Raw genomic sequence first — 8402 nt, 5'->3', positions numbered from 1 at the left:
AGCCCCAGGCTTATAGCCTGCGGGCGATTAAATGCATTATTCTTCAAATAATACAACGCTTGATGAAGATGCAACAAATGTAGCCCGTGCAGACGGGCTTTGTTCTTCTAGCCCCAGGCTTATAGCCTGCGGGCGATTAAATGCATTATTCTTCAAATAATACAACGCAAATTATCTAAACATGTTAACCGATTAATTTTCTTTAACACAAGGCAACACCCGCATTACCGATTTCTCCTCGGAAACGTTTTTTTGATAAACTCGATACCAAATCTGGCGATAAATTGTGCTTTTCAAAATCCAGTGCTGGCATTGTTTGCCAGCAGTTGCGGCAAAAGTAGTAAACTTCGGAACCACGTATATGTCGCAAAAGTAATCCAGAACAGCAAGGACAGTTATTCATGATTTGTCAAACTTCTAATAATAAAGGTGTGAATTTTAAAGCGCGAGCGATCGCCTATGCAGCAAATTAAGTAAGTTGGTTGAAATAAAGTTAAATATTCACTTCATTTAAGTCCACCTACTTAGCTCTTTTTTCAGAATAACTATCAAATTTGAGGAACTTGTGAGGAAAAGTTGATTTTTTATAAAGATTTGTAAATGCAACTTCTTAATTGAAGACTCTATGATAAATATCGAGTAAATGTAATGAGTGTTTAGTGTAAATATTTACTGCAAATTTTTATTAAGCATTGCAAAGATTTTTGCGAAAATGAAAATAATCGAATTTTTTGTTGTAACTTTTATAACGAATAGAAAAATACCACTTTAGATACTCATTTAAAGCTTGACAGCAGTAAGTTTTTGTGTATATACTCCGCTTTTAGCTGTGTTGCCTGGGCTAGACTCGGCAACACGTCATTTAATCTACGGCAATAAAGCCGTAGATTACAAACCTTTTCCTTGTTTATAGCTATCATCAGCATCAAACGGTATTATATAACCGTAATTATCATTATAAAAACCCTCTTTTTGCCTTGATTTGACAAAAAAGCAATTTTTGGAGACATAAATTGGACATTTCCTAACTTTCTTAACTAAATATTTTTTTTTGCAAATGATTCTTCATACTTTGCTGCCAAGTTGGAAATTAGCTGAGAAATCAACGTGAGAAAACGTAATCTTATTCTCATAATAATCTGTTGCACATTTAACTTTCGTGCAGAATACATTAGTTATTTATTAACTGTTTATTAATAGAAGTTATGCATGAAAGCAATAAGTAATAACTCAGGTAGAATAAAACTAGAAGCAGATAAGTTGCTCCTCGGCTGAGAAAAGTTAAGAATTAATGTTATTTTTTCTTGATTGTGGATTTTAGGATCTTTCTTAGTTGCAGTTTTCTATTTGCTATTAAAGTGAGAATAAACGCATAGATTATAAGAATGCCAAATTGCCGAAAAAACATCCTGGATTTAAAATATAGAGGTATCGAATGACTATTAGTACTTTTAACAAAGAAACAAATCAAGATAAAATACTCAAGGAGAAACCACGCAGGCAAGGGCAACGCCTTATGAACACTGGTGTCGAAAGTGAAAACACCAATAGACCAAATACTTCAGCTGACCAATTGATTTGCAATAGCTCAAATCGCGGTCGAGTGGCGATTTTTATTGATGGCTCAAACTTATTTCATACAGCTTTGCAACTCGGCATTGAAATTGACTATGCTAAATTACTCTGCCATTTAACTCAAGATGCAAGATTATTGCGTGCTTTCTTTTACAGTGGAATGGAGCGCAATAATGACAAGCAACAGGGTTTTCTCTTCTGGATGCGTCGCAATGGTTATCGCGTAGTCACCAAAGAGCTAATTTCGCTTCCGGATGGTTCTAAAAAATCAAATCTGGATGTAGAAATTGCTGTAGATATGATAACTTTATCACCGTACTACGATACTGCGGTCTTAGTCGGTGGACATGGAGATTTGGCTTACGCGGTTAATGCTTTGAGCTACAAAGGAGTTCGGGTTGAAGTCGTCAGCTTGCGCGGAATCAGTAGCGACAGCTTGATTGATGTTGCTGACTGCTTCATTGACCTCGATAGCATTAAACAATATATTCAAAAAGATCCTCATTCTGGCTATAATTACCGATCGCTCTCAAATTCCAGTTTTTAAGAAGCAATTTTACATTGCCACCGTTGGCAATAAAATCACTGTGACTCAAAAATTTATCGTCTTGGATTGGCGATACAGAGTATCGCCTGTTTACCAAAATTGCAGCTTGAGCGTTTTCCTTAGTAAAATGACAACCGGGGAAATCTCTCTGTAGCCAGATGGACATTTTAATTGTCGAAGATGAAATAGAAATCGCTCAATTAATCCAACTTTCTTTAGAAAAAGAAGGATTTTCCTGTCGCATTAGTCGCGATGGTATAAATGCTTTAAGGATGTTTCAAGAGCAACCACCAGATTTAATCATCTTAGATTTAATGATTCCTGGTTTGGATGGGCTGGAAGTCTGTGCGAGAATTCGCCAGAAACCTGGTACAAAAGATCCTTATATTTTAATGCTCACCGCCAAAGGCGAAGAAATCGATCGCGTAATTGGCTTATCTACTGGTGCTGATGACTACATGGTAAAACCATTCAGCCCTAGAGAGTTAGTTGCTAGAGTCAGAGCGCTATTACGGCGCAGTCTTCGCCAAGGGGGACAAAATCAGGTGTACCGTACACAAAATTTTATCGTAGATGTAGAGCAGCGCACTGCCAGCCGCCAAAAAAATTCTCAGTCATTGGAAATTTTGGACTTAACTACCTTAGAATTTAACTTATTAAGCACCTTTGTCAGCAATCCGGGTCGAGTTTGGAACCGCAGCCAGCTAATTGACAAACTTTGGGGTGATAACTTTTTTGGTGATGAGCGGGTGGTAGATACTCATGTTGCTCGCTTGCGAAAAAAAATTGAAAAAGACCAAGCTCACCCTAGTTTTATCAAAACTGTTGTTGGAGTAGGCTATAAATTTGAAGATGCTCCTGTGGTTTAGATGAAAATAAGCTTTAGGAAAACGAAATCTTTGCCTTTGGCATCGCGCCTATTTTTCTCTCACCTAGTAGTGATGATGGTGGGGGTAGCTAGTCTCGTCATCATCAGCAAAGTTTCTTCACCCCGCTTTTTTGTTCTGCACTTAGAAAAACTAGAGCATCAAGGATACGACTTAATCAATGTCCGTACTGACTTAGTTGATGGATTTGAATTTGCTTGGCGACGAAGTACTCTTTGGTCAGTCTTGGTGGGGACTACAGCAGCAGGGGGATTGAGTTACTGGGTTTCTAAACGAATTATGCAGCAGTTGACGGAAATTGAACAAATTACTCAAAAGATTGCTGCCGGTCAGCTTGATGAAAGACTACCTTTATCTGGTGTCCCCGAACTAAATCGAATCGGTGCTAGTTTAAACCGAATGGCAGCAAGTTTGCAAGGAGTGGAAGCGCGGCGCCGAGAATTAATTGGAGACATGACCCATGAACTGCGAACACCTCTAACAGTTGTGCGCGGTTACTTAGAAGAACTTGCCGATGGCGGAATTAAGCCGACTCCTGAGATTTATCAACGGTTAACAAAAGAAACTAAGCGTTTAGAAAGGTTAGTCAACGATTTGCAAGAACTTTCTAAAGCAGAAGCTGGTTATTTGCCAGTTAATATCCAACCAATGAATCTGCGTCCGTTATTAGAGTCATTAGTAGAGAAATTTGCCGACCAGTTGCTAGAAGATGGTCCAGTTCTGCGTTTAGAATGTCCCTCACAGTTGCCTTTTGTTTTGGCGGATATTGACCGCACAGAACAAATTTTGGTCAATTTGCTGGGAAATGCGGTGCGTTATACTCCCACAGGTTCGATTATTATTCGTGTTTGGACTGAAGAATCAAAACTTTGGATTGCAGTTATTGATACAGGTATTGGGATTGCCGCATCCGATTTACCTCATGTGTTTGAGCGCTTTTGGCGAACCGATACTTCACGCGATCGCCATTCTGGAGGAACCGGTATTGGTTTAACTATTTCCCGCAGTTTGGTGGAACTGCAAAGCGGTCAAATTGAAGTAGAAAGCGAACTTGGGTCTGGGAGTACGTTTCGTTTTTCGTTGCCTTTGGCTTGACGCTGCAAATATATTTGACCAGATAATTAATGTAAAAGTTTATACTTTTAATAAACTGCCAAAATGGCAACATGAATTTTGTTTTTTAGTTATGCTGGAAACTTATCAACAAAAGCGAATCCACGAGTATTTTATACCAAAAAATAAAAAATATCAAACACTATTTTAGAAGCCACACACCTTGTTACTCGGATTGTTTCATCAATTGTATCTAACTATTTTTCACAGTAAGACTACGAAAAGCGAGAGCAATAAACAAAACCATATATTTGTTTGTAAGTGAGCAAAGTGCAGCCTGTGAAAATCAAACCCTGATTGGCGATTACTGACAAGGGCAATTAAGTAAAAGTAATTTTTACTTAAGTTTATGTGCTAGCCGTATAAAAGTTTTTATACACGCAGTAATTTAACAAAATATGTAGCAGTACTTTGTTTAAATTAGACTAACAGTAGATAAATTTTCTGCCAGAAACACTTTAAAATTTTGATAATAACAAGATTGAGCTAGTTAAAATCATCAGTATAATTGCTAGCCTATTGAGTTCGATTGCAAAATAAGTGGAAGTACTGATTTATATGTATTAGGTTTTCTACTAACATTTATCTTATTGAAAAATGTATCATTGAGATCAAACTCAAAAATTAACTACCGCTGTTCAAACATATGAATGTCCCCCGACAAAATCGTGTAATAATTTCCTCAAGGTCATTTTTGGTAAATATTAAATAGCTTAAGGAGTGCTAACAGTGCATAAGATTCAATTAGCTTTAGTTATTAGTTACCTGTTGATGACCTGCTATTTTTTTAGCAATTGGCTGAGATTTAGCTTGCGTCATCCCAGTTCTTCGCCAGAAGATAAGTTTTTATCTTTGGTAATGTTTTTTATCTCTACTGCATTATGGCCTCTACTTCTTCCCCTGAATTGTCTACAAATGATTAAGACACGGGAATTAGAGTTTAGCGCTGTGTTTCCTGTGATATTAGCAGCCTTTGCCTTTAGTGTTTCGTTCTATTTGAGTTAGATGCATTCATTTGTGTTGTGGTATAAATTTCTGCTGACACAACACAATATCCGAGTCAGGAAATTTTCACTCTTCTTACCTTTGAGATTAAGCGGGTGTGATAAGTGCGTTATTAAATGAAGACAGATACAGAGAATGGTGATAAGAGATGAAATTAATATTCAGTCTTAGAAGTGGCTATACCGTTGTTTTTACTTACTTTCGCCCTTGCCTCACTTTAACCGAAAATTAGACGAAGCACGCTTTTATTTGACACTCAAAGTAAAGTGCAAAAATTCACTACTCAGCCTGGAAACCGTAACGAGACAGTCTAGGCATCTACCATCTTTATTCAAAGTTCCCTAAAAAAGCATCAACAACGATAAAAGCGATCGCGCTTGCATTTATAAGCGCGATCGCTTTTTAATAAAAGCACAATTCAATCAGGACTTGATCGGGAGTGCGATCGCGCCAGGGAATTAAGATTATTTTCTTCATCAGCCACGCGATCGCCCCGGAGTCATTTTACTCTTAGGAGGGTGTCGTGCTGGAGAAAGCGATACCTTCTCCTATCGGAAACGCTCCGCGAACGGTGGGCTTCGCCAACGCGCAACCGTTGCAGCATCTTCCATTCTTCTTTATTAACAAAGGGGACGCATCCATTTTGGCTGACGCATAGCTCAACACCTAAAAGCTGCGATCGCATACCTTACATATTAAAACCGATTAAGGTTTAGAAATCACCATCAAAGGTTAGCATTATAACTTATGGTAATTTCACAATCTTAAATCTTAAATCTTATGACGCAGTAAAGGCGACTGACCAACTATTTAGAGTCCCAAAATCTCCCGGTCTACCATCCTTTACTTCTAATTTCCAAGTACCATTTGGGTTTTCAAAATTAAAATTAGATAGAGAATTTTGAGGACTAAAACTACCTGTAAATGGTGCAGTTGCCCAAGAAATAACATTTGAACCCTCATCATCTAATGTTGTATTTATGAAGTTATCTCCATTGCCACCAATACCTTTGAAAAGTTCAACTCTAGTGCCTTTAGGACTAATCAAAAATACATCTAAATCGTTATCGTATGGATGGGTAATATTTAGTGTAACGTTTACATCTCTGATTGTTATGGGCAAATTATTCACCACTAAATTAGAAGTAATAGTACTACTATCAGGAATATTACGAGGAACATCTGTGGCAGATACAGTTCTCATAACTTCGGTATTCTGAGTAGTGATAGTTGCAGTCTTAATATTGCTTCCCAGACGTAACTGTATCAGCTCATCATTATCATTTTCAGTAAAGGTATACGTTGATTGACTAAAACCAAAGGGAGCATTATTGCTAATTTTCCAGATGATAGTGTCATCGCCATCAACGACACCATCATCCAAAATTCTAAGAGGTAAGTTTTGGGTAATTTGTCCGTTGGTAAACTGAATATTAGCTGTTGCAGACCAAGTACCACCAAGAACTTGTTGTTTCCATTGGGTACTAATTATCATATTGCTTTCTTCATCAAAAATGCCTTCAGGGATTATATAATCAGCACTGTTTCCTTGAGTATACTGATTGCTTGGAGTAGCTGTACCCTCTTTGTTATCTTTCGCCTCACCTGTATAGCCATTAGCACTACCAAAGCGTCCCTCTTTTGGAAAACCATAAATTAAAAAGTGGTTATATGCTTGAAAGTTATTAAATCCCGCAGTTCTTAAATCAGCGTTATTTGCTAGGTAGTATGACACATCGAAATATTGTGATGAAGCACGACTTTCCCCAAGACCATTTTGTTGAAACTGATTGAATAATTGGCGATTATTTAAATTTGCCGCTTTGAAATCTGCATATTGATTGCGGTAGTAGTTAGTATCAAAAAAAACAGAAAAGAAACGATTTTCATTGATACCATAAGTTTCAAAATGTTGCAATAATTGCCGATTATTATTTAAGCCGACTGCTACTAAATCTGGATTATTCACTTTATAATAATCAACATTGAAAAACTGCGAGAACAAGCGTCCCTCGCTTAGTCCATTATCATTCAGATGTTGTAAAGCTTGCTCGCGGTTGTTGCTAAAAGCTTGAGCCACATCAGGGTTAGCATCTAAATAAAAATTAACATCTACAAATTCCGAAAATTGGCGTCCCTCCAATACACCAAAATTTTGCAGATGATCCAACAGTTGTCTGTTAGTATTGATACCTGCTGTCGCTAAATCGGGGTTACTAGCGCGATACAAACTGAGATTGGCAAACAGCGAAAATGAGCGTCCTTCATTTAAACCAAAGTTCTGAAAATGTTGGAATAATTGCGCGTCTGTTGTTAAACCAGCTGCTGTTAAGTCAGGATTGCTAGCGCGGTAAAAATTAGCATCAAATAAGTTAATAGTCATAGGTTTGTTCTGCAATTTTAAATCTATATAAAACTTTACCTAGAAAACTCAAGTTGCTGAGTTGAAAAAGGCAAAAAGAAGCGAAGAGATTTTTATCTATACTGCTGTACGATGCAGTTCATGAGCGGTTACTTATAAAAATGTCCGCTTTCAAGTAAAGGCAAAAATAAAGGCTGAAACCTTAAGCAGGAATTTCATTATCGTGACAGCATGAATCGATACACGGAAAAAATGCAATTAAGCTAAATACGGTTTCGATTTGAATGCTACTAGCGCCCCGGTTCTTGCTAAATAAAATTGTATTATTATCTTAGAGGTATTATTTGGTAAAACGTAGTTTGATTTCGCTTTTTGTAACAATTGACGCAAAAATATTCGGTCTTCTTGTGCTTGCGCTTTGTTGGGATGAAATGAGTGGTCGTACACAAAGTTACATCAAGTTATATTAAGGACTTGATGACCAAGCCCCTTGGGGCGGGGTGTGGGGTGTGGGGTGTGGGGTGTGGGGTGCATAGATAGCCCCAACAACCGCTATCGTCACAAGCCCCATCATGACGGGAGATTGCGTTGGTCTCTTAATCATACGCCCCGACAACAGCAGTCTTCTCCCCTACACCCTACACCCTACACCCCACACCCTTCTTCTTGACCTGTTTTCAACATCCTGGTTACAAAGATTTCAGATTTTTTCTTGCGATTGATGCACCACTGTTTTATCTGTGATTATTCGCTTAAGTGATATCTGTTTTCTGCTCTATAGCAAACTTTGCCACTCTAGAAAAAAATAGGGATGGGTTATGTTGCCCATCCCAGAAAATTTATGGAGTGTTGTTGAGGGGGGGAGGGGGAGAGGGGGAGGGGGGGGGGGGGGGGGAGAGGGGGAAGACAAGGG

General features: G+C 38.1%; 5 protein-coding genes and 1 pseudogene. 3 read left to right on the top strand and 3 right to left on the bottom strand.

Features of this window, described 5'->3' with window-relative positions; all coding sequences use genetic code 11:
• Positions 1-202: 202 nt before the first annotated feature.
• The gene (locus AABK37_RS38550; RefSeq protein WP_432556692.1) at positions 203-403 is read right to left on the bottom strand and encodes a hypothetical protein; all 201 of its coding nucleotides are present in this window, start codon (positions 401-403) and stop codon (positions 203-205) included.
• A gap of 1032 nt (positions 404-1435) precedes the next feature.
• Here AABK37_RS38550 and AABK37_RS38545 point away from each other — a divergent pair.
• The 3 genes from AABK37_RS38545 to AABK37_RS38535 all read left to right on the top strand — a co-directional run bounded on the left by AABK37_RS38545 (position 1436) and on the right by AABK37_RS38535 (position 4104).
• Positions 1436-2122, top strand: a complete 687-nt coding sequence (locus AABK37_RS38545) for an NYN domain-containing protein (RefSeq protein WP_432556691.1) — start codon at positions 1436-1438, stop codon at positions 2120-2122.
• Between the two features lie 158 nt (positions 2123-2280).
• A complete protein-coding gene (locus tag AABK37_RS38540) occupies positions 2281-2991 on the top strand; it encodes a response regulator transcription factor (protein ID WP_432556690.1) in 711 nt (236 codons plus the stop codon).
• Positions 2992-4104: a sensor histidine kinase gene (locus tag AABK37_RS38535; RefSeq protein ID WP_432556689.1), complete on the top strand. Its 1113-nt coding sequence runs from the start codon at positions 2992-2994 to the stop codon at positions 4102-4104. It begins immediately after the preceding gene.
• Positions 4105-5905: 1801 nt separating this feature from the next.
• Here the strand turns inward: AABK37_RS38535 and AABK37_RS38530 are convergent.
• Both AABK37_RS38530 and AABK37_RS38525 read right to left on the bottom strand, forming a co-directional pair.
• On the bottom strand, positions 5906-7510 hold the full coding sequence (locus AABK37_RS38530) for a proprotein convertase P-domain-containing protein (RefSeq protein ID WP_432556688.1): 1605 nt from the start codon (positions 7508-7510) through the stop codon (positions 5906-5908).
• A 150-nt stretch (positions 7511-7660) separates the two neighbouring features.
• Positions 7661-7769: pseudogene (locus tag AABK37_RS38525) on the bottom strand (IS982 family transposase); the annotation flags it as partial.
• Positions 7770-8402: the final 633 nt, after the last annotated feature.

Source organism: Tolypothrix sp. VBCCA 56010, assembly GCF_050875635.1.
Taxonomy (GTDB): Bacteria; Cyanobacteriota; Cyanobacteriia; order Cyanobacteriales; family Nostocaceae; genus Hassallia.
This window is presented reverse-complemented; position numbering and strand designations above follow the sequence as displayed.